The organism is Sulfitobacter sp. 1A13679 (genome assembly GCF_043557115.1).
Taxonomy (GTDB): domain Bacteria; phylum Pseudomonadota; class Alphaproteobacteria; order Rhodobacterales; family Rhodobacteraceae; genus Sulfitobacter; species Sulfitobacter faviae.
Window position 1 is genome coordinate 49,217 of sequence record NZ_JBIFFO010000018.1, and the last position, 18,623, is coordinate 67,839.

The following is an 18,623-nucleotide window of genomic DNA, read 5'->3' on the forward strand; positions in this document are numbered from 1 at the left end:
AATCACAAGCGAGGACCAAAAGATGAAGATGAAAAAGCTCGGCTCAAGCGATATCGAGGTCTCGCATTTCTGTTTGGGCTCCATGACATGGGGCACCCAGAACACCGCCGAGGAGGGCCATGCGCAGATCGACCGCGCGCTGGAGGCCGGGATCAACTTCATCGACACTGCCGAGATGTACCCCGTGAACCCGATCAGCGCCGAGACGATTGGCCGGACGGAAGAGATCATCGGCCAATGGTTCGCCAGCGACAAGCGCCGGGACGAGGTGGTTCTGGCCAGCAAACACTCCGGCGAGGGGATGCAGCACGCCCGCGACGGCGCGCCGATTTCCTCCGACACGATCCCCGGCGCCATTGAAGGCTCGCTTAAGCGCTTGCAGACGGATTACATCGACCTTTACCAATTCCACTGGCCGAACCGCGGTAGCTATATGTTCCGCAAGAATTGGCACTACGACCCGTCGAGCCAAAACCGGGCCGAGACCATTGCGCATATGGAGGACACGCTCGGCGCGCTGCAACGTGAGGTCGAACGCGGGACAATCCGCGCCTTTGGCCTCAGCAACGAAAGCGCTTGGGGGTTGACCCAATGGGCTGCCGTGGCCGAACGGGTGGGCGGGCCGCGGCCGATCTCGGTGCAGAACGAATATTCGCTGATGTGCCGACTGGCCGATACCGATGTGTCCGAGACCTGCATCAATGAGCAGATTGACATGCTGGCCTTCTCTCCGCTGGCCGCGGGCTTGCTGACCGGGAAATATCAGGGCGGGAAAGTTCCTGCTGGGTCGCGCCTGTCGCTGAACGAAGACCTCGGCGGTCGGGTCACCCCCCGCGCCTTTGAAGCAGTCGCGGCCTATCTTGACGTGGCCGAGAAACACGGGCTCGACCCGGGGCGGATGGCGCTGGCATGGTGTGCGACACGGCCCTTCATGGGCTCGGTCATCTTTGGCGCGACCAGTCTTGAGCAGCTTGACGTGGCGCTTGGCGGGGCGGAGCTGACCTTGAGCGATGAGGTGATGGCCGACCTTGACGCGGCGCATAAAGCCCATCCGATGCCCTATTGATGGGCCGCCTCGGGATGCATTTGGCGCGGCGGGGGGGCATGTTGCTGCTCTTGGGCGCCCTCGCGGCGTGTAGCGGCGGCGAAGCGCCGCCCGCGCAGACTGGGTTTCGCGATGCGGAGGCTTTGATCGGGGCCACCAGCCGCTATGACGCGGCGCGCTTTGGCGGCGATTGGCAGGTCCGGGCCGCATTCCCCGGTGACGCCGACCTGCAAGCCGTGACCTTTGCGCCGGAAGGGCCGACCCTGATCGAACAGCGCCAGACCTGCGACAGCGCCGGATGCCGCAACACCCGTACCCTTTGGGCGCTAAGCGCAGAGGGGCCGGGCCGTTACACGATGCGCGCCGCCGTCGGCGGGGCCGAGCGGCCTTTCTGGGTGCTCTGGGTCGACGAAGGCTTCCGCACGGCGGTCATCGGCAGCCCCGATGGCGGATATGGCTGGATCCTTGACCATCAGGCGACAGGCGGGGCGGACCGGATCGCCGCCGCGCAGGAGATCTTGGCCTTCAACGGCTATGACCTCGGCGCCCTAGAGATGAGACCCTAAGACACTGGCCCTGCCGCCCGCCTTCGGCCTATAGGCTGTTATGGACAGTGCTTTCGCCCCCGATCTGTGGATCCTCGTCACCCTCGCCGCCGCCGTCTTTCAGACCGGGCGCTTCATGCTGCAAAAACATCTGGCGACTGATACGCTTTCGGCAGGCGGGGCGACCTTTTCGCGGTTTCTCTATTCCGCGCCCTTCGTGGCGCTGTTGCTGCCGCTCTATCTGGCGCTGAGCGGGCAGGGAGTGCCGCCGCTTGAGGCGGGCTTCTGGCTGTACGGGGCGATGGGTGGCACGGCGCAGATCATGGCGACGGTCTGCGTGGTGCTGTTGTTCAAGCAGCGCAACTTTGCCGTGGGCATCACCTTCAAGAAAACCGAAGTCATCCAGACTGTTCTGATGGGCTGGATCGTGCTGGGCGAGGGCGTCTCGGGCGCGGGGTTTGGGGCCATCGCCCTTGGCGTGCTGGGGCTGCTGCTTCTGTCCGGCGGGGCCGAAGCGACGGGGCTACGTCTTGCCGATCTGCGCAACCGCGCGGCGGGGCTGGGGATCGCTTCGGGCTTTCTCTTCGCGATCTCGGCAGTCTGTTATCGCGGCGCTTCGCTCGCCGTGGCCTCGGGCGATCCGCTGTTGCGTGCGGGCGTGACGCTGGCGGCGGTGGTGCTGATGCAGACGCTGATCATGGCCCTTTGGCTGCGCCTGCGCGAACCGGGGCAGATGCGCCGGGTCTGGGCCGCGCGGCGGGTTGCGGTTTGGATTGGGCTGACCTCGATGGGCGGGTCGCTCTGTTGGTTCATCGCCTTCACCCTGCAAAACGCGGCCTATGTGAAAGCCTTGGGGCAGGTCGAACTGATGCTGAGCATTGCGGCCACGACCCTGTTCTTTCGCGAGCGGATTTCGCGCCGGGAGTGGGCGGGCATGGCGGTGCTGGCGGTCTCGATCCTGATGCTGGTTTTGGTGACCTAACCCGTCATCGGGCGGCCATGCAGGCGCAGGAACAGGCTTTCTTCGTCGCTGTTCTTGAAAAACGGGACCGAGGCAGGCGGGCTGGTGTCGCGCGCGCGGGCGGCGACCTCGGCCAATACGACCTCGGTGATGAAGGGCATGTCGAAAGACCGCGCCCGGCTTAGCGGCACCCATTGCAGATGTGACAGCTCATCACAGGCGGCGTCGAAATCATCGGGGTCGCTGGCGATGTCGTCGGCATCCACCAGGAAGAAACGCGCGTCGAAACGGCGCGGGCGGCCCGGCGGGGTCAGGGCGCGAAACACGAATTGCAGGGCGGAGGCATCGGGCAAATGGCCCGTGGCGGCAAAGCTCTGCCAGTCGGGCGGCACATCCCCCTGCCATGCGCCCTTGCGGCCCAGCACCAGACCGGTCTCTTCCCAAAGCTCACGAATGGCGGCAACGGCGATGGCATGGGCGAGGGACGGCTCGGCATCATCACAAAGCCTGCCGTGGCAAAGCGCGTTCACCGGGGCGGCAAGGGGTACATGGGCATCGCCCGCGTCCACCGCCCCGCCGGGAAAGACGAATTTATTCGGCATGAAGGCCGCCTTGGCCCCGCGTTGCCCCATCAGGATATGCGGGGTCTCATGGCGGTCACGCAGCACGATCACCGTGGCGGCGTTGCGGATTTTGGTCTTGTCGATGGTCATGCAGTAGCGCTCCGGCGGTCAGGGGCCGAAGGGCAGGCCGCCTTAGTTTGACCGGCCGAAGCCGCCCATCCTTTTGGCCCATTGAAAGCCGATCATGGCCCCCTTCAGTCTGGGCAGAAGGTAAAGCGACAGCGCCGTGCAGCCAACCGCAAAAATGGTGAACAGGGTCAGAGGTTCGGGCCGCCAGACCACATAGGCGATGTGCAGCCCCGGTGCCAAAAGGTGACCGACCAGCAGAATGGTCAGATAGGCCGGGCCGTCATCGGCGCGGTGGTGGTGGAACTCCTGACGGCAAACCGCGCAGTCGTCGTTTACTTTCAGATAGCCATGCAGCAGCTCTCCGCCCCCGCAGGAGGGGCATTTGCCACGCCAGCCGCGCAGCATGGCAGGCAGGCGGGGCCGCTCTTCGCTGGCGTCGGTCTCTGCGGTGTCGGGGGACAAGTGCTGGGTCTGTGACATGGGGCGATCCTCTGGTTGAGGGATAGATGCAGTCTGGGGCGTCAAATGAAAAGACCGGAGGTTGCCGTTGCGGCGCCATGTCGCGCAGGGCGGGGCTTTGCCAATTCTTCGAAAAAAAGTTTGAAAACCTGCGACGGAAGTTTCGGGCTCCGCCGTTTGACCCTGTGATCGCGGCGCAAAAGCGTGAGACGATCTTTAAAAAAACGAGGAGTATCAGGATGACCATTCGTACCAATATGAAGATCGCAGCCCTCAGCGGATTGTTGGCCGTAGGTGCCGTGGCCGCCGCCGCCCAGCAAAGCGGGCAGGACCGGTTCCAGCAGCTTGACGCAGATGGCAACGGTGCGATCACGCAGGCAGAGTTTCAGGCCCATGCCGAGGCGCGTTTTGCCAAGGTTGATGCCGATGGCGACGGTTTCGTGACCGGCGAAGAGCTGAAGGCCGCAGGCGATGCACGCCGCGCCGATCGCGCCGCCAAGATGGTTGAGCGTTTCGACACTAATGGCAACGGCAGCCTCGACGCCTCCGAATTGGAAGCCATGGGTGACAAACACGGTGGCAAGCGCGGCGGCAAAGAGGGCGGCAAGCACGGTCATAAGGGCGGTGATAAGGGCGCCCGCATGATCGAGCGTATGGACGTCAATGACGACGGCAAACTCTCGATGGAAGAGATGACACAGCGCCACGATCCGGCCAAGATGTTCGAGCGTCTGGACAAAGACGGTAACGGCAGCGTCAGCGCCGAAGAGTTCGAAGCGGCGAAAATGCATGGCAAGCGGCACCACAAGGGCCACAAAATGCACCATGACAAGCCGCAGCAGGACTAAATGAAGCTTTGGGCGCGCTTGATCATGGCGCGCCCGGACCTTAGCCATGGACGGGATGCAGGATTTGCCCAACGCGCAGCAAGATGCGGATGCCGAGTTGTTGCAACGCTATGCCAATGGCGATGCGGCGGCGGCGCGGTTGCTTACCGCGCGGCTGGTGCCGCGCCTCCACGGCCATGCGCTGCGGGTGCTCGGTGACCGGGCCGAGGCCGAGGATGTGGCCCAAGAGGCGATGCTGCGGCTCTGGCGTCAGGCGCCGAAGTGGCGCAGGGGCGAGGCCAAGGTGACCACTTGGCTCTACCGTGTCGTGGCCAACCTCTGCACCGACCGGCTCCGCCGCCGTGGGGCGGGCGTGGCCGGGCTCGATGATGTGGCAGAACCTGCCGATCCGACCCCCGGTGCCGCGCAGCAGATGCAGCAGGCCGCCCGTGTGGACGCGCTGCAACAGGCGCTGGCCACTTTGCCCGACCGCCAGCGCCAAGCGGTGGTATTGCGCCATATCGACGGTATGGCCAATCCCGAGATCGCAGAGGTGCTGGGCATCGGGGTCGAAGCGGTGGAAAGCCTGACCGCGCGGGGCAAACGGGCATTGGCCGCGCAACTGTCGGCACAACGGGACGCATTGGGGTTTGAAAATGAGTGACGTCGACGATCTGGAAGATTTCTTTGCCGCGGCCCGGGCCAATCCGCCACAGGTCTCGGCCGATTTGCAGGCCCGCGTTCTGGCTGATGCCGAAGCGCATATGCCCAAAGCACCGCGCCAGCCATGGCATCAAGCGCTCTGGCAACTCTTGGGCGGTGCGGCGGGGCTGAGCGGTCTTGCCACTGCCGCGGCTGTCGGGGTTTGGGTCGGCGTGGCACCGCCCGAGGGCATGCCGGATTTGGCCGGGCAGTTCGTGACCGGCACATGGGAGACCGAGACTTCGGACCTCACGGCGGCTGACACAGGCAGCGAATTCGGTGGATTTGGCTGGGACATGGAGGAAAGTTGAGATGACACAGGATCCCACAACACGGCGCAGGCGCCTCATGCGATTGGCGCTTGGTCTGTCGCTGGCGTTGAACGTGATGATCCTCGGCGCGCTTGGCGGGGCGATGTGGCGTCATGGCGGGCCCGGGCCGCGTGGCGCTGGCGATTTGCCGGGGCTGCGTAGCTATGCCTCGCCCTACGTACAGACACTGCCGCCCGAGACGCGGCACGAACTGCACAGCAAAATGCGCGCCAGCGGCAAGGCGCATCACCTTGATCGGGATGCGCGCCGCGCGCTTTATGACGAAATGCTCGCCGCGCTTCGGGCCGAGCCGTTTGAGGCCGATGTCGCCGCGGCGGTGCTCGCCGCCCAAGGCGACGCCGCAGCAAGTGTTCAGCAGGTCGCCCATGAGGCGTGGTTGGCCGAGGTCAGCGCGATGGATACTGCCGCCCGCAAGGACTATGCCGACAAGCTGCAAGAGCGGTTGGAAGCCGGACCGCCCCGCAAAAAAGCCAAGCGCGAGAACAAGCCCGAGCGTTGAGCAGGCCGGGGGCCGCCCGGGCGCGCGGTCTTGCCCTTTGCGGGATGGCGGGCTAGGCCGAGGGCTAATGAACCCGGCAGGCGGCGGCGATGAGCGGCCCCTTCGCCCCTGAGAAAGCCCGGCCAATGACCGATACCATCCAGACGATGCACAGCGGCACGGAGACCGTGCTGGCCACGGCCAAGGCGTCACCCGCGCGGCGCGGGGTGGGGCTTTTGTCATTGGCGGGGCTAGGGCTGTTGCTGATCTATTCCGCACTGACCCGCTCGCCCGATCCCGTCTGGCAGAGCGTTCTGGTGCTGGTGGGGCTTGGTTTTATCGCGATTGCCGAGGTGATGCGCCGCGCCACCGCCAGCGCGGTGGAACTGACCGAAGAGGCGCTGCGCGATGCCGATGGCCGGGTGATCGTCCGCATGGACGAGATCGCGCGCATCGATCAGGGCGCTTTCGCGGTCAAACCCTCGAACGGTTTCCTGCTCAAGACCAACCGCCGCGTGGCGCGGGGCTGGCGTTTGGGCCTGTGGTGGAGCCTTGGCCGCCGGATCGGTGTGGGCGGCATGACCCCGGCCAATGAAACCAAGCTGATTGCCGAGATCATCCGCGCCAAACTGGCCGAGCGTGAAGCCGCTTAACCGTCCGACCAGACCGTGCGTGGCGCATAGCGCGGGCGGGTGAAGACGAAGTTGTGGATGTCGCGCCGCTCCAACCCGGTTTTGAACAGCGGCTCGAAGTCGCGCCATGTCTCAACCAGCGTGACGCGTTCGTTATTGGGCATAACGGGCAGCTTGTCATGCCAATTGCGCACATCGTCGCTGGTCAACGGCTGGACCGTTCCGCGCACTTGTGACCAATCCGCATGGTAACGGTCGTTCGCCTGATCATACCAGATCGAACTGACCCGAAGGGCCGTTTGCCCGGTGCCGCGGGTGAGATACTCGAAAAGCTGTTGCATCCCGCGCAGATAATCCGCGTCAATCGCCTGCGTCTCGCGCGAGATGGCATCGCCCACGGTATAGGCCGCCGTCTGGTTAAGGTTGTACATCCGGAAGGTGTCAAAGGTCGAATACATGGCCAGATAGGCCCAGAACATCAGCGGCAACATGATCACCGTCTCGACGGCGATGGAGCCGTCCTCGCGCCCTTTGAACCGGGCCAGTAGATTGCGGAAAACGCGCATCAATTCGGCTCCTGTACGAAGGCCGCGCTTGAGACCATGGAAACACGGCCCGCGCCGTCTTTCTCAAGGGCATAGCCAAGGCCGGTGGTCGGAAAGAAGGGCTCAAACCGCGCGCAGGCGCGCAGCAGCATCAACTGATGCTCGACCCCAAGGGTCCAGCCGCGCACCGGTCTGGGGTCTTCGGAAGTGTCGACGCAATCGGGCGACTGGTCGAAGCTGGCGAAATTGCGCGGGTCCACGCGGATCATCTCAAGGCGCAGGGTCTCTTCGCAGTCATCCAAAAAGATCGCGGCCTCGCAGATTTTGTCCTTGATGGTCTGATGCGTCATCGGGGTATTGGTGTTCAGCCGGATGTAGCGCACCGTCATGTCGAGCCCCCGGTCAAGGAACATGTGGCGGATGGCGTAAAAGCTCATTTCGACGGACATGAGCAGGCAGCCGAAGAGCAGCGGCGACAGGATGGCGAATTCCATCAACATGGCCGAGCCATCCTCATCGCCGCGAAACCGGCGCCATGCCTTGATGCAGCGCTGTATCATTGCGTCAGCCTCAACTGGTTGATCTGGCGGGCGATGGCCTCGAATGCGCTGACGATTTCCACCCCTTCGACGCGGAAGAAATGGCTGTCGGAGGAGGCGCAGTTCTTCATCACCGATGCGCCATGGTCGGTCACTTCAAAGCCGATCGACCAGATTACGATGCCCTTGGCCTTGGCCGCGTCGCAGATGTTGTCGAGCAGGGCGTCGGCCTGCGATGCGCTGTATTTCGTCCAGTACCAGCGGTGACGCTCGCTTGAACGGACATTGCGGTTCAGCCACCAGTAGAAGGGGTAATCGCTCCAATGGCGGTAGTGGTCCCGGTTGGCGTAGACTTGGCGGTTGATCCGGCGGGTGGTCACGTTCACCCCGTCAGTCATCAGGATCACCGTTTTCAGCGTGTCGATATCGCTGTAGTCAGCCGGGCGCCCTTGGAAGGCCGCATCGCCACCGATGGCTTGATTGATCGCGCGGAAGGACGGGTCGAGCAGGGCCACGCCCCATTTCATGCCCAGATGAATGGCGGTGTTTGCGCGGGGCTGGAAATTGGAAATCCGGGCTTTCAGCGCGGCGGCGTTCTGCGAATAGGGCGCGACTTCTTCGTAATCCTGCTTCGGGCAGCCGGGGTTGTAGATGTTGTCATAACGGCCTGTGTTGTCGCGGTGATAGCCGTTCCAGCTATAGCCCGCCTCGAAATGTTGCATGTGCTCATAGCTGCGGGTCTGGCTGATGGCGGTGAGGTCAAACTCGCTGTCGTCGAAATCAACGCAATGGGAGAAAGAATGCAGCTGGGTGACGTTCAACTCATCCATGATGTCCTTCCCGACGTTCACCTGCGCGGTATAGGGCACGACGGAGATTGAGATCAGGTCCGCGTTCTCAGGTTTCAGCACGGTGTCGATGAAGGCATCGCTCGCGTCATGGAGGTTGGCCATCTTGCCGTTCTCCCGCATGGAGCCGGAGATATCGAGCACCATGGAAATCTCGACCTTGTTCACCTTTTCCTCCGCCGTGGATTTGGCAGGGACATGCAGCCGGTCTTGGCCGAATTTACTCATGAACATCGTGTTGAGCGTGCGCGAGGCATCGACGGTGACGCGGCGGTAGTTCAGCCCTTCGTCGACCGTCACGCTGGAAACATATTCGGCCAGCCCCGCTTTGTCGAAATAGTCGCGGGCCACGGCCTCGGGGCTGAGCGTCTGGTCGAGATCGGCTGCCGCCAGCACGGCCCGGTCGGCCACGGCCTGCACCCTTGCGCGTTCGCGCTCATGGCGCATCAGGTCCACGCCGATGCCGCCTATGAGGATCATCAGCAAGATCATCAGAATGGCAAAGACCGTGACCAGCCCGTCTTCTTCGCGCGCGAAGCGGCGCAGCAGCGCGGGCAGGGGCTGCGGGGGATTTCCCGAACTGTGAGTGCTATCGCGCATCGTCATCAACCTCTCTTCCTGTGGCGTCCTGCGGGCGCCAAAGGGAATGGGCGGCATTTGCCTTGCCCTGTTGTGCTGCGGGAAAGTGTCCAGAGTTTGGCGCCTCTGGGGCAATAGGCGGCGCTTGGGGCCGGTTTTCGGGGGCGTTTTGGGCCGATTTCCACCGGGCGGGGAGGGTGGCGCGGGTTGCTCCTACCCACGGTTGATAAAGTTTCGCAAATCGCGAGGAATTGGGTCGCGCCCCGCCATGAGGCGTCCTACGGTGCGACTGCATGCCCCTAGGGCAGCCAGATGAGTCGCGCCCGCAAACAAAGGGACCGTGACCGGACAAGAAGAGGAGAGACCGATGAATCCAGCCAATGAGCCGAGTTTCCGCGACAGTGTGGACCTGATGTTCAATCGCGCGGTCGCGCTGATGGATTTGCCGCCCGGTCTCGAAGAGAAAATTCGCGTTTGCAACGCCACCTACACGGTGCGTTTCGGCGTGCGTCTGCGGGGCCGGATGCATACGTTCACCGGCTACCGTTCGGTCCATTCCGAACATATGGAGCCCGTGAAGGGCGGTATCCGCTATTCCATGGCCGTCAACCAGAACGAGGTCGAAGCGCTGGCCGCGCTGATGACCTATAAATGCGCGCTGGTGGAGGCGCCCTTTGGCGGCTCCAAAGGCGGGCTCTGCATCGATCCGCGCGAATACGATGAACATGAGCTTGAACTGATCACCCGGCGTTTCGCCTATGAGTTGATCAAGCGCGACATGATCCACCCCGCGCAGAACGTGCCCGCCCCCGACATGGGCACCGGCGAGCGTGAGATGGCTTGGATCGCGGACCAGTACAAACGCATGAACACCACCGACATCAACGGTGTGGCCTGTGTCACCGGCAAGCCGATCAACGCGGGCGGCATCCAAGGCCGGACCGAGGCGACAGGCCGGGGTGTGCAATATGCGCTGCAAGCCTTCTTCCGTGATCCCGAGGGGCTGAAGAAAGCGGGCCTTTCCGGCAAGCTCGACGGCAAGCGGGTCATCATTCAGGGTCTCGGCAACGTGGGCTATCACGCCGCCAAGTTCCTCAGCGAAGAAGATGGCGCGAAGATCACCGCGATCATCGAACGCGACGGCGCGCTGCACAGCGAAGACGGGCTGAACGTCGAGGCGGTGCACAAGTGGATCGAAAAACACGGCACGATCAAAGGCTATGCCGATGCGAAGTTCGAAGAGGATGGCGCCAAGTTTTTGGAAGCGGAGTGCGATATCCTGATCCCCGCCGCGCTAGAAGGGGTGATCAACCTCACCAATGCCGAACGTATCAAGGCACCATTGATCATCGAGGCCGCGAACGGTCCGGTGACCGCCGGGGCGGATGAGGTGCTGCGCAAGAAGGGGACGGTGATCGTGCCTGATATGTATGCCAACGCGGGCGGTGTGACGGTCTCTTACTTCGAGTGGGTCAAGAACCTCAGCCACATCCGCTTTGGCCGCATGCAGCGCCGCGCCGAGGAATCGCGCCACCAACTGGTGGTGGATGAGCTTGAGCGGCTGAGCGCGGATAAGGACCTCGGCTGGACGCTGAGCCCCGACTTCAAAGAGAAGTACCTGCGCGGTGCGGGGGAGTTGGAACTGGTCCGCTCCGGTCTCGATGACACGATGCGCACGGCCTATGAGGCGATGGCCCATGTCTGGCACAGCCGCGACGATGTCGATGATCTGCGCACGGCGGCCTATCTCGTCTCGATCGAAAAGGTCGCGGCGAGCTATCACGCTAAGGGGCTTTGAAGGGGCGTAACCCTCTCGCAAGTGATCGAAAAAGGGGCGCGTGGCGCCCCTTTTTGCCGTCTGGGGCCGGGATGGGGGCGAGAGGCGTTTTCGGTCATTGATACTTCCGCCCCAAGTTGCTTGACTGCGCCAAGACCGGGGGAGGCGAATGATGCGATTTTCAGGACTGCGGGTGTTGCGCGAAGGCTTGACCGGCAATCGGGGTTGGACGGCGCAATGGCGCGATCCAGAGCCGCAGGCGGAATATGACGCGGTGATCATCGGCGGCGGCGGGCATGGGCTGAGCACGGCTTACTACCTCGCCAAGAACCACGGCATGACGAATATCGCGGTGCTCGAAAAAGGCTATCTCGGCGGGGGAAACGTGGGGCGCAACACGACCGTCGTGCGCGGCAATTACTTTCTGCCCGGCAATTCCGAGTTCTACAGCCATTCGCTCAAACTCTGGGAGGGGCTGTCGGAGGAGTTGAACTACAACGTGATGTTCAGCCAGCGCGGGGTGATCACCCTGTTCCACTCCGATGCGCAGCGCGATGCCTCGGCCCGGCGCGGCAATGCGATGATCAATCAGGGCGACGATGCGGAACTGCTCGACCGCGACGGCTTGCGCAAGTTGCTGCCCTATCTGGACTATGACAACGGGCGCTTTCCGATCCACGGCGGGTTGCTGCACCGACGCGGCGGCACGGCGCGCCATGATGCGGTGGCTTGGGGCTATGCCCGCGGCGCGGACCAGCGCGGCGTCGATCTGATCCAGCAATGCGAAGTCACCGGTATCGACATCGAGAACGGCCGCGTGCGCGGCGTGCAGACCACGCGCGGGGCGATCCGTGCCAAGAAGGTGGCGATCGTGACGGCAGGGCGCTCGGGCCAAGTTGCCGCCATGGCCGGAATGCGCCTGCCGATTGAGAGCCATGTGTTGCAGGCTTTTGTCTCCGAAGGGTTAAAGCCCGTCATCGACCATGTGATCAGCTTTGGCATGGGGCATTTCTATATCAGCCAGTCCGACAAGGGCGGGTTGGTCTTTGGCGGCGATCTGGATTTCTATGCCTCCTACGCGCAGCGCGGCAACCTGCCGATGATGGAACATGTGATGGAGGCGGGGATGACCCTGATGCCGATGATCGGCAAGGCCCGCGTGCTGCGCTCTTGGGGTGGGATCATGGACATGACACCCGATGGCAGCCCGATCATCGACAAGACCGAGACGGAGGGTTTGTTCGTCGATTGCGGCTGGTGCTACGGCGGCTTCAAGGCGGTGCCCGCCTCGGGCTATGCGCTGGCGCATTTGATGGCCACCGGCCAGCCCCATGAGACGGCGGCGGGCTTCAGGCTCGACCGGTTCCGTTCGGGCGAAGGTCTGATGGATGAAGAGGCCACCGGGTCTCAGCACAACTTGCACTGAGGGAGGGCCAATATGCGGACCGAATGCCCCATCTGCGGCAGCCGGGATCGGCGGGAGTTCTATTATCGCGGCGATGCCATTGCCTTGGCCCGGCCTGCGCCCGATGCCTCGGATGAGGACTGGGACGCCTATCTGCATCTGCGCGACAACCCTGCGGGAGAGACCCGCGACCTGTGGCAGCATGAGACCGGCTGCGGCGCCTGGCTCGTCGTCACCCGCGATACGGTGACCCATGCGGTGCGGGCGGTGGAATTGGCGTCGGATGTGGAAAGGGCCATGGCATGAGGATTGCAGGGCGCGGATTGATTGACCGAGAGACGCCGGTCAGCTTTACCTTCGACGGGCGGCGCTACGACGGCTTTGCGGGCGATACGGTTGCCTCGGCCATGCTGGCGAACGGGCAGCGGTTGATGGGGCGGTCGTTCAAATATCACCGCCCGCGCGGGGTGTTGAGCGCGGGCAGCGAAGAGCCGAACGCGTTGGTGACCACCGGCGTCGGCCCCGCGTCAGAGCCCAACGTTCGCGCCACCATGCAAGAGATTTACGAAGGTTTGCAGGTGCGCAGCCAAAACGCTTGGCCGAGCCTCGAACTCGACCTCATGGCGGTGAATGATCTGGCGTCGCCCTTTCTGGGGGCGGGGTTCTATTACAAGACCTTCATGTGGCCGCGCAATTTTTGGCGGCGCGTCTATGAGCCGGTGATCCGCCGCGCCGCGGGTCTGGGGCGGCTGAGCGGCCAGCCCAATGCGGACGCCTATGAGAAAGCCTATGCCTTTTGCGATCTCTTGGTGATCGGTGCAGGCCCGACGGGTTTGATGGCGGCGCTGGTGGCGGCGCGGGCGGGGGCGGATGTGATCCTCGCCGACGAAGATGCGCTGATGGGCGGGCGGCTGAATGCTGAGAGTGAGCGTGTCGATGGTGAGCCGGGTCATGTCTGGGCAGCAGGCTTGGTGGCGGAACTCGCGGCAATGGACAACGTCCGCCTGATGCCCCGCACGACGGTGACCGGGGCCTATGACGGCGGCATGTTCGGCGCGCTCGAACGGGTCAACCAACACCGCGCGCGGCGGGGCGAGGGCGCACCGCTTGAGTGTTTCTGGCGCATCGCAGCCAAGCAATCCATCCTCGCGGCAGGTGCTTTGGAGCGTCCCGTGGCCTTCGCCAACAACGACCGCCCGGGCATCATGACCGCAGGCGCGGTGCGCGCCTATCTCAACCGCTGGGGCGTGGCCCCGGGCAAGCAGGTCGCAGTCTTTGGCAATAACGACGACGCCCACCGCACGGCCCGCGATCTGGCGGCAGCAGGTGTGCATGTGGCCGCGCTGATCGACAGCCGCGAGGGGGTCAGCCGCGATGGCGCGGATTTCCCGGTGCTGAGCGGGGCGGTGGTCTGCAACACCTCGGGGGGCAAGGAGTTGGAGGCGGTGTCGATCCGCACCGCCGGGGGCGTGCATAAGATACAAGCTGATTGTCTGGCCATGTCGGGCGGTTGGAACCCATCGCTGCATCTCACCTGTCATATGAACGGGCGACCGACATGGTCGCCCGAGATCCATGCCTTTGTGCCCACCCCCGGCGCGGTGCCGGGGATGCATGTGGCGGGGGCCTGTAACGGCAGCTTCTCGACCCACGGCTGCCTTATGGCAGGTGTGGCGGTGGCAGGGGACGCGTTGGCGGCTTTGGGCCGCAAGCCAGTGCCCATCGATCTGCCGCAGGCCGATGACGCGCCCTACCGCCTTGCCCCGCTTTGGGCAGTGCCGGGCAAGGGCCGGGCGTGGCTGGATTTCCAGAACGATGTCTGCGTGAAGGACGTGCAGCAGGCAGCGGCAGAGAGCTTCCGCTCGGTCGAGCATATGAAGCGCTACACGACCCAAGGCATGGCCCCCGATCAGGGTAAAAACTCAAACGTTGCGGCGCTGGCGGTGCTGGCCGATGCCACGGGGCGCGGCATTGCCGAGACGGGCACGACCACCTTCCGCCCGCCCTATACTCCGGTTGCGATTGCAGCGATGGGCGCGGGCGGGCAGGGCAAGGGCTTTGCGCCCGAACGGCTGACCACCAGCCACGCGGCCAGCCTTGCCATGAACGCCCCGATGGCGGAGGCGGGGCTGTGGTATCGCCCCAGTTATTTCCCGCGCGGGCAGGAGCGCAACTGGCGTCAGTCCTGCGACCGCGAGGTTGGCTTTGTCCGCAAGACGGTGGGCATCTGCGATGTCTCGACCCTAGGCAAGATCGACATTCAGGGGCCGGATGCGGCCAAGCTGCTCGATCTGGTTTATACGAACAAGCTCAATACCTTGAAGGTCGGTAAGGTGCGCTATGGGCTGATGCTGCGCGAAGACGGTTTCGTCATGGACGATGGCACCTGCGCGCGCTTGAGCGAGACGCATTACCTGATGACCACCACCACCGGCGCTGCCGGAGAGGTGATGCGCCATCTGGAATTCGTCACGCAATGCCTCCATCCCGAATGGCAGGTGCATCTGTCTTCGGTCACCGAACAATGGGCGCAATTCGCCGTGGCGGGGCCGAAGTCTCGTGAATTGCTGAACGGGCTGCTGAAGCAGCCGATCGACAATGACAGCTTCCCCTTCATGGCCTGTGGTGACGTGTGGCTCGGCGGGGTCGCGGCGCGGCTGTTCCGCATCTCCTTCTCGGGCGAACATGCCTATGAGATCGCCGTGCCCGCGCGCTATGGCGCGGCGCTGTTCGACCTGCTGGTCGCGCGGGCCGAGGCGTTGGAGGGCGGCGCCTATGGGATGGAGGCGCTCAACGTGCTGCGCTTGGAAAAGGGCCATATCACCCATGCAGAGATCGACGGCCGCGCCACGGCAGAGGATATCGGCATGGGGCGGATGCTGTCGGACGCCAAGGATTGCATCGGCAAGACCATGTCGGAACGCCCCGGCCTGCGCGACCCAAACCGCGCGCAACTGGTCGGGCTGCGGCCCGTCGGCGCGGTGAAACAACTTACGGCAGGGGCGTTTCTGTTCGAGGCCGGGGCCGAGGCCAGCCGCGAGAATGCGCAAGGCCATACAACCTCGGTCGGATTTTCGCCGGATGTCGGCACCTTCATCGGGCTGGGCTTTGTCACCCGGGGCCGCGCACGGCATGGGGAAGTGATGCGCATGGTCGACCATCTGCGCGAAATCGAGGCGGAGGTAGAGATCTGCGCCCCGGTCTTTGTGGACCCTGAAGGAGGGCGCGCCCGTGGTTGAATTGAAAGCGCAAACACCGTTCGGTGATCTGCTCCCGCTGCATATCGGTGAGATGACGGTAGAGGCCCGCGATCTGGGCCAGTTGACCGTGCTGGGCGTGTTCGATCCGGCGGGCCTCACCAAGGCGCTGGAGGCCGCCCATGGGGTTGCCCTGCCGGAGCCGCTTCAGAGCACCGCCAAGGGCGATGCGCGCTGCCTGTGGTTTGGCCGGGACGAAGCGCTGCTTGCCGGCCCCGCACCAGATGAGGCGCTTGCGAAACATGCAGCCCTTGTCGATGTCTCGGACGGATGGGCGGTGGCAGAGTTGCAGGGGCCGGGGGCCGAAGATGTGCTGGCGCGGCTGGCCCCGGTTGACCTGCGTGCGGCGGCGTTCAAACCCGGTCAGACTCTGCGCAGCCCCTTGCGCGAAATGCCCGCCGCGATCACCCGCACCGATACCGGCTTTTTGCTGATGGTCTATAGGTCGATGGCCGCCACTTTTGTGCAGGAGTTGCGCCGCGCTATGGAAGCGGTGGCATCGCGGCGCTAGGTTGTGCGGCAGGGGCCCGAATCCCCGTTAGGCAAACAACGGAGCATAGACATGAACAAAACAATTTTCGCCGCATTGGCCGCGATCAGCATGGCGGTCTCGGGCCCGGCGCTGGCGGCCTCGAAGAAAGAGACGAGCTGCATGCATCAGGCCGCCGTGGTCGCCGCCGTGCAGCAGGCCCGCCTCGACCGGGTGAAGGAACGCCAAGTCCCCGCCGCCGTGAAGGCCAAGGCGACATGGCCCGAAAGCTTCAACACCGCGATCCCGCTGGTGACCCCTTGGGTCTACGAGATGAAAATGCGCGACGTTAAAAAGAACGATCTCGCCGCCGCGTGGAAAGAAATGTGCCTCGCCCAATAGGCTGAACAACGCCGTGCCGGGCAGGGGGCGCTGCCCGGCAAATGGGGCGTTTTACCGCCCGCTGCCGCTCTGCCTCCTCTGGACTCTGAACTGCCCCAGCCGGTATATGAAGCCATGAGCCTGCCCCCCGGATTTTTGGAAGAACTGCGTGACCGCGCCAGCCTGTCTCAGGTGGTGGGGCGCAAGGTTGTTTGGGACAACCGAAAGTCCAATCAGGGCAAGGGCGACATGTGGGCGCCATGCCCCTTCCATCAGGAAAAATCCGCCAGCTTTCACGTCGATGATCGTAAAGGGTTCTACTACTGCTTTGGCTGCCACGCGAAGGGGGATGCGATCTCTTTCGTGCGCGAGACCGAGAATGTGAGCTTCATGGAAGCGGTGGAAATCATCGCCCGCGAAGTCGGCATGCCGATCCCCAAGCAAGACCCCCGCGCGCAGGCCAAGGCCGACAAACGCACGCAACTGGCCGAGGTGATGGAGCAGGCGGTGCAGTGGTTTCGCCTGCAACTGCGCACCGGGGCTGCGGGCGCGGCGCGCGACTATCTGACTAAGCGCGGGTTGTCGGAACAGGCGCAGGCCCATTGGGAAATTGGCTTTGCTCCGAACAGTTGGCAGGGGCTTTGGGATGCGCTGAAAGCCAAGGGCGTCGCGGATGAGTTGATTCTCGGCGCGGGGCTGGCGAAACCCTCGTCCAAGGGCGGAAAACCCTATGACACGTTCCGGGGGCGCATCATGTTCCCGATCCGTGACGCGCGGGGCCGGGCGATTGCCTTTGGCGGTCGCGCGATGGACCCGGAGGATAAGGCGAAATACCTCAACTCGCCCGAGACCGAACTCTTCGACAAGGGCCGGAGCCTTTATAACGTCAAAGAGGCCCGGGCCGCCGCTGGTCGGGGACAACCGTTGATCGTTGCCGAAGGCTATATGGATGTGATCGCCCTGCATGGGGTGGGGTTCGAAGGGGCCGTGGCCCCCTTGGGCACTGCGATCACCGAGAACCAATTGCAGATGTTGTGGCGTATCGCGCCTGAGCCGATCATCACGCTGGATGGCGATGCGGCGGGCCAACGCGCCGCGCTCCGATTGATTGATCTGGCGCTTCCGCTGTTGGAGGCCGGGCAAAGCCTGCGTTTCGCCGTGATGCCCGAGGGGCAGGACCCCGACGATCTGCTGCGCGCGCAGGGGGCGGGGGCCTTGCAAAAGCTCTTGGACAATGCCCTGCCCATGGTGCGCCTGCTGTGGCAGCGTGAGACCGAAGGCAAGGTTTTCGACAGCCCCGAACGCAAGGCGGCGCTGGACAAAAGCCTGCGCGAAAAGATCAAGTTGATCCGCGACCCGTCGATCCGCAGCCATTATGGGCAAGAGATCAAGGATCTGCGGTGGGAGCTGTTCCGTCCGCAAAAGAAACGGCCCGAATTTCGCCCCGGCGGGGGCAAAGCGCCGGGCAAGGGCAAAGGCGGCAAGGGTGCTGCTTGGGGCGCGCCGCTGGCCCCGCTGGCCAGCACCAAAGCCTCCGCCCTCGTGGCGATGAGCGATGAGCAGGTGGGCATGCATCTGCGCGAGGCGGTGATCCTTGTGGCCCTTGTCGATTGCCCGCAGTTGGTCGAGACCTTTGAGACCGGGTTAGAGGCGATGCGCTGCGATGATCCCGATCACGCGCGGCTGCGCGATCTGCTGCTGCGCTTTGGCCATGCGGGCGAAGAGACGCTGCGCGAGGAGATTTCCTATTCCCTCGGCTGGGAGACACTTGAAAATATGAAGGGGCAACGCCACGTTGCCATCACGCCCTGCATCCGCAATCCCGGCAACGTGGACATGACCCGCCTGACCGTGGCCGAGGAACTGGCCAAACTGGATGCTGCCCGTGGGCTGAACGAAGAGATCGCCGAAGCCGTCGAAGACCTCAGCGGCCCGGCGGATGAGGGGGTCACCTGGCGTTTGAGCGAAGCGGCCCGTGCTGCCGATCTTGCCCGCCGCAGCGCACAGGAAGAAAGCAACGGGGAATTCGACGTGGGCGACAACGGCATGACGATGGACCGCGATGAGCGCAGCGCATTGGACGCGCTGTTGGGAACGATTAAATATGACAAGTCAAAGGGCCGCGGATGAGCATCGGCGTGGCCCATTTG

20 protein-coding genes are annotated in these 18,623 nt (G+C 63.9%); 15 read left to right on the forward strand and 5 right to left on the reverse strand.

Annotation, left to right across the window (positions count from 1 at the left end; genetic code table 11):
* Window positions 1-22: 22 nt before the first annotated feature.
* From ACGYLA_RS14285 to ACGYLA_RS14295, 3 genes are read left to right on the forward strand one after another with little or no spacing between them, the layout of a single operon-like run.
* Complete coding sequence (locus ACGYLA_RS14285; RefSeq protein ID WP_394433387.1) at window positions 23-1,066, forward strand: aldo/keto reductase; 1,044 nt, start codon at window positions 23-25, stop codon at window positions 1,064-1,066.
* 38 nt (window positions 1,067-1,104) lie between these two features.
* Window positions 1,105-1,611 carry a lipocalin family protein gene (locus ACGYLA_RS14290; RefSeq protein ID WP_394433389.1) on the forward strand — a complete coding sequence of 169 codons (507 nt, stop codon included), beginning with the start codon at window positions 1,105-1,107 and terminating at the stop codon, window positions 1,609-1,611.
* Window positions 1,612-1,651: 40 nt separating this feature from the next.
* Window positions 1,652-2,572 carry an EamA family transporter gene (locus ACGYLA_RS14295; protein ID WP_394433391.1) on the forward strand — a complete coding sequence of 307 codons (921 nt, stop codon included), beginning with the start codon at window positions 1,652-1,654 and terminating at the stop codon, window positions 2,570-2,572.
* On the opposite strand, the gene ACGYLA_RS14300 is transcribed toward ACGYLA_RS14295, so the two are convergent.
* Window positions 2,569-3,264: a DNA mismatch repair protein MutT gene (locus ACGYLA_RS14300; RefSeq protein ID WP_394433393.1), complete on the reverse strand. Its 696-nt coding sequence runs from the start codon at window positions 3,262-3,264 to the stop codon at window positions 2,569-2,571. The two genes, ACGYLA_RS14295 and ACGYLA_RS14300, sit on opposite strands and share 4 nt — an antisense overlap.
* Window positions 3,265-3,306: 42 nt before the next feature.
* Entirely contained in the window at window positions 3,307-3,723 is a 417-nt protein-coding gene (locus tag ACGYLA_RS14305; RefSeq protein WP_394419217.1) for a DUF983 domain-containing protein, read from the reverse strand.
* A 218-nt stretch (window positions 3,724-3,941) separates the two neighbouring features.
* Between ACGYLA_RS14305 and ACGYLA_RS14310 the strand changes: the two genes are divergently transcribed.
* The 5 genes from ACGYLA_RS14310 (at window position 3,942) to ACGYLA_RS14330 (ending at window position 6,694) form a co-directional block, all read left to right on the forward strand.
* Complete coding sequence (locus ACGYLA_RS14310) at window positions 3,942-4,550, forward strand: calcium sensor EFh (RefSeq protein ID WP_394433395.1); 609 nt, start codon at window positions 3,942-3,944, stop codon at window positions 4,548-4,550.
* A gap of 46 nt (window positions 4,551-4,596) precedes the next feature.
* The gene (locus ACGYLA_RS14315) at window positions 4,597-5,193 is read left to right on the forward strand and encodes an RNA polymerase sigma factor (RefSeq protein WP_394433397.1); all 597 of its coding nucleotides are present in this window, start codon (window positions 4,597-4,599) and stop codon (window positions 5,191-5,193) included.
* Window positions 5,186-5,542 carry a hypothetical protein gene (locus tag ACGYLA_RS14320; protein ID WP_271691757.1) on the forward strand — a complete coding sequence of 119 codons (357 nt, stop codon included), beginning with the start codon at window positions 5,186-5,188 and terminating at the stop codon, window positions 5,540-5,542. The genes ACGYLA_RS14315 and ACGYLA_RS14320 overlap by 8 nt, the downstream gene beginning before the upstream one ends.
* A 1-nt stretch (window position 5,543) precedes the next feature.
* Window positions 5,544-6,062, forward strand: a complete 519-nt coding sequence (locus ACGYLA_RS14325; protein ID WP_394433400.1) for a periplasmic heavy metal sensor — start codon at window positions 5,544-5,546, stop codon at window positions 6,060-6,062.
* Window positions 6,063-6,187: 125 nt separating this feature from the next.
* Entirely contained in the window at window positions 6,188-6,694 is a 507-nt protein-coding gene (locus ACGYLA_RS14330) for a hypothetical protein (protein WP_394433402.1), read from the forward strand.
* Here ACGYLA_RS14330 and ACGYLA_RS14335 read toward each other — a convergent pair.
* The 3 genes from ACGYLA_RS14335 to ACGYLA_RS14345 are packed head-to-tail and all read right to left on the reverse strand — an operon-like array spanning window position 6,691 to window position 9,211.
* Entirely contained in the window at window positions 6,691-7,239 is a 549-nt protein-coding gene (locus ACGYLA_RS14335; RefSeq protein WP_394433404.1) for a TadE/TadG family type IV pilus assembly protein, read from the reverse strand. The two genes, ACGYLA_RS14330 and ACGYLA_RS14335, sit on opposite strands and share 4 nt — an antisense overlap.
* The gene (locus tag ACGYLA_RS14340; protein WP_168612391.1) at window positions 7,239-7,778 is read right to left on the reverse strand and encodes a TadE/TadG family type IV pilus assembly protein; all 540 of its coding nucleotides are present in this window, start codon (window positions 7,776-7,778) and stop codon (window positions 7,239-7,241) included. The genes ACGYLA_RS14335 and ACGYLA_RS14340 overlap by 1 nt, the downstream gene beginning before the upstream one ends.
* Window positions 7,775-9,211, reverse strand: a complete 1,437-nt coding sequence (locus ACGYLA_RS14345) for a pilus assembly protein TadG-related protein (protein ID WP_394433406.1) — start codon at window positions 9,209-9,211, stop codon at window positions 7,775-7,777. Before ACGYLA_RS14345 ends, ACGYLA_RS14340 begins: the two co-directional genes overlap by 4 nt.
* Window positions 9,212-9,551: 340 nt before the next feature.
* On the opposite strand from ACGYLA_RS14345, the gene ACGYLA_RS14350 reads away from it, so the two are divergent.
* From ACGYLA_RS14350 to dnaG, 7 genes are all read left to right on the forward strand, one after another.
* On the forward strand, window positions 9,552-10,982 hold the full coding sequence (locus ACGYLA_RS14350; RefSeq protein WP_394433408.1) for a Glu/Leu/Phe/Val dehydrogenase: 1,431 nt from the start codon (window positions 9,552-9,554) through the stop codon (window positions 10,980-10,982).
* Window positions 10,983-11,133: 151 nt separating this feature from the next.
* Window positions 11,134-12,387 carry a sarcosine oxidase subunit beta family protein gene (locus ACGYLA_RS14355; RefSeq protein ID WP_067264778.1) on the forward strand — a complete coding sequence of 418 codons (1,254 nt, stop codon included), beginning with the start codon at window positions 11,134-11,136 and terminating at the stop codon, window positions 12,385-12,387.
* Window positions 12,388-12,399: 12 nt separating this feature from the next.
* The gene (locus tag ACGYLA_RS14360) at window positions 12,400-12,672 is read left to right on the forward strand and encodes a sarcosine oxidase subunit delta (protein ID WP_394433410.1); all 273 of its coding nucleotides are present in this window, start codon (window positions 12,400-12,402) and stop codon (window positions 12,670-12,672) included.
* The gene (locus ACGYLA_RS14365; RefSeq protein WP_394433412.1) at window positions 12,669-15,605 is read left to right on the forward strand and encodes a sarcosine oxidase subunit alpha family protein; all 2,937 of its coding nucleotides are present in this window, start codon (window positions 12,669-12,671) and stop codon (window positions 15,603-15,605) included. The genes ACGYLA_RS14360 and ACGYLA_RS14365 overlap by 4 nt, the downstream gene beginning before the upstream one ends.
* Complete coding sequence (locus ACGYLA_RS14370; RefSeq protein WP_394433414.1) at window positions 15,598-16,134, forward strand: sarcosine oxidase subunit gamma; 537 nt, start codon at window positions 15,598-15,600, stop codon at window positions 16,132-16,134. The genes ACGYLA_RS14365 and ACGYLA_RS14370 overlap by 8 nt, the downstream gene beginning before the upstream one ends.
* 51 nt (window positions 16,135-16,185) lie before the next feature.
* Entirely contained in the window at window positions 16,186-16,494 is a 309-nt protein-coding gene (locus ACGYLA_RS14375; protein WP_209219329.1) for a hypothetical protein, read from the forward strand.
* Between the two features lie 114 nt (window positions 16,495-16,608).
* The gene (dnaG, locus tag ACGYLA_RS14380) at window positions 16,609-18,603 is read left to right on the forward strand and encodes a DNA primase (RefSeq protein ID WP_394433416.1); all 1,995 of its coding nucleotides are present in this window, start codon (window positions 16,609-16,611) and stop codon (window positions 18,601-18,603) included.
* Window positions 18,604-18,623: the final 20 nt, after the last annotated feature.

What these genes read in the sequence shown, in the direction of transcription:
- ACGYLA_RS14285 (WP_394433387.1), top strand. Translation starts at nt 23, where the DNA reads ATGAAGATGAAAAAGCTCGGCTCAAGCGATATCGAGGTCTCGCATTTC.
- ACGYLA_RS14290 (WP_394433389.1), top strand. Translation starts at nt 1,105, where the DNA reads ATGTTGCTGCTCTTGGGCGCCCTCGCGGCGTGTAGCGGCGGCGAAGCG.
- ACGYLA_RS14295 (WP_394433391.1), top strand. Translation starts at nt 1,652, where the DNA reads ATGGACAGTGCTTTCGCCCCCGATCTGTGGATCCTCGTCACCCTCGCC.
- ACGYLA_RS14300 (WP_394433393.1), bottom strand. Translation starts at nt 3,264, where the DNA reads ATGACCATCGACAAGACCAAAATCCGCAACGCCGCCACGGTGATCGTG.
- ACGYLA_RS14305 (WP_394419217.1), bottom strand. Translation starts at nt 3,723, where the DNA reads ATGTCACAGACCCAGCACTTGTCCCCCGACACCGCAGAGACCGACGCC.
- ACGYLA_RS14310 (WP_394433395.1), top strand. Translation starts at nt 3,942, where the DNA reads ATGACCATTCGTACCAATATGAAGATCGCAGCCCTCAGCGGATTGTTG.
- ACGYLA_RS14315 (WP_394433397.1), top strand. Translation starts at nt 4,597, where the DNA reads ATGGACGGGATGCAGGATTTGCCCAACGCGCAGCAAGATGCGGATGCC.
- ACGYLA_RS14320 (WP_271691757.1), top strand. Translation starts at nt 5,186, where the DNA reads ATGAGTGACGTCGACGATCTGGAAGATTTCTTTGCCGCGGCCCGGGCC.
- ACGYLA_RS14325 (WP_394433400.1), top strand. Translation starts at nt 5,544, where the DNA reads ATGACACAGGATCCCACAACACGGCGCAGGCGCCTCATGCGATTGGCG.
- ACGYLA_RS14330 (WP_394433402.1), top strand. Translation starts at nt 6,188, where the DNA reads ATGACCGATACCATCCAGACGATGCACAGCGGCACGGAGACCGTGCTG.
- ACGYLA_RS14335 (WP_394433404.1), bottom strand. Translation starts at nt 7,239, where the DNA reads ATGCGCGTTTTCCGCAATCTACTGGCCCGGTTCAAAGGGCGCGAGGAC.
- ACGYLA_RS14340 (WP_168612391.1), bottom strand. Translation starts at nt 7,778, where the DNA reads ATGATACAGCGCTGCATCAAGGCATGGCGCCGGTTTCGCGGCGATGAG.
- ACGYLA_RS14345 (WP_394433406.1), bottom strand. Translation starts at nt 9,211, where the DNA reads ATGACGATGCGCGATAGCACTCACAGTTCGGGAAATCCCCCGCAGCCC.
- ACGYLA_RS14350 (WP_394433408.1), top strand. Translation starts at nt 9,552, where the DNA reads ATGAATCCAGCCAATGAGCCGAGTTTCCGCGACAGTGTGGACCTGATG.
- ACGYLA_RS14355 (WP_067264778.1), top strand. Translation starts at nt 11,134, where the DNA reads ATGCGATTTTCAGGACTGCGGGTGTTGCGCGAAGGCTTGACCGGCAAT.
- ACGYLA_RS14360 (WP_394433410.1), top strand. Translation starts at nt 12,400, where the DNA reads ATGCGGACCGAATGCCCCATCTGCGGCAGCCGGGATCGGCGGGAGTTC.
- ACGYLA_RS14365 (WP_394433412.1), top strand. Translation starts at nt 12,669, where the DNA reads ATGAGGATTGCAGGGCGCGGATTGATTGACCGAGAGACGCCGGTCAGC.
- ACGYLA_RS14375 (WP_209219329.1), top strand. Translation starts at nt 16,186, where the DNA reads ATGAACAAAACAATTTTCGCCGCATTGGCCGCGATCAGCATGGCGGTC.
- dnaG (WP_394433416.1), top strand. Translation starts at nt 16,609, where the DNA reads ATGAGCCTGCCCCCCGGATTTTTGGAAGAACTGCGTGACCGCGCCAGC.